The sequence below is a fragment of the Sinimarinibacterium flocculans genome (assembly GCF_003201205.1).
Lineage (GTDB): Bacteria > Pseudomonadota > Gammaproteobacteria > Nevskiales > Nevskiaceae > Solimonas > Solimonas flocculans.
Genome location: NZ_QICN01000036.1, coordinates 1 through 1,148 on the forward strand (window position 1 = coordinate 1; position 1,148 = coordinate 1,148).

The 1,148-nt window shown below is 64.5% G+C and carries 1 protein-coding gene; it reads right to left on the bottom strand.

From position 1 onward, the window contains the following. A partial coding sequence (gene tuf / locus C8D93_RS20290) for an elongation factor Tu (RefSeq protein ID WP_110267099.1) occupies positions 1-1,148 on the bottom strand: 1,148 nt, incomplete at its 3' end.

The window sequence follows — 1,148 nt, forward strand, 5'->3', positions numbered from 1 at the left end:
CCCTCGCGGATGGCGAAGCGTACGCCTTCTTCCATCGCGATCGGGCTGATCAGCTCCACCGTCATCTGCACGTTGTCGCCAGGCATCACCATCTCCTGACCAAACTCGATGCTGCCCGTCACGTCCGTCGTACGGAAGTAGAACTGCGGACGGTAGCCCTTGAAGAACGGCGTGTGACGACCGCCCTCCTCCTTGGTCAGCACGTACACCTCGCCCTCGAACTTGGCGTGCGGGTTGATCGAACCCGGCTTGCACAGCACCTGGCCGCGCTCCACGTCTTCCTTCTTCGTGCCGCGCAGCAGCACGCCGACGTTGTCGCCCGCCTGGCCCTGGTCCAGCAGCTTGCGGAACATCTCGACGCCCGTCACCGTGGTCTTCGCCGTCGGACGGATGCCGACGATCTCGACTTCCTCGCCCACCTTGATCACGCCGCGCTCGATGCGGCCGGTGACCACGGTGCCGCGGCCCGAGATCGAGAACACGTCTTCGATCGGCAGCAGGAAGGCCTTGTCGGTCTCGCGCTCCGGCTCCGGAATCCAGGTGTCGATGGCGTTGTACAGCTCTTCGAGCTTGCCCACCCACTCGGCTTCACCGGCAATGGCCTTGGTCGCCGAGCCGCGGATCACCGGGGTGTTGTCGCCGTCGAAACCGTACTTGCTCAGCAGGTCGCGCACTTCCATCTCGACCAGGTCCAGCAGCTCGGCGTCCTCGACCAGGTCGCACTTGTTCAGCCACACCACGATCTTCGGCACGTTGACCTGCTTGGCCAGCAGCACGTGCTCGCGCGTCTGCGGCATCGGGCCGTCCACCGCCGACACGACCAGGATCGCGCCGTCCATCTGCGCGGCGCCCGTGATCATGTTCTTCACGAAGTCGGCATGCCCCGGGCAGTCGACGTGCGCGTAGTGGCGACCTTCGGTCTCGTACTCCACGTGCGAGGTCGCGATCGTCAGGATCTTCGTCGCATCGCGACGGCCCTGCGATTCCGACGCCTTCGCCACCTGGTCGTACGGCACGTACGTGCCGCCGAACTTGTCCGCAGACACCTTCGTCAAAGCCGCCGTCGTCGTCGTCTTGCCATGGTCCACGTGACCAATCGTCCCCACGTTCACGTGCGGCTTCTTGCGCTCAAACTTTTCCTTCGACAT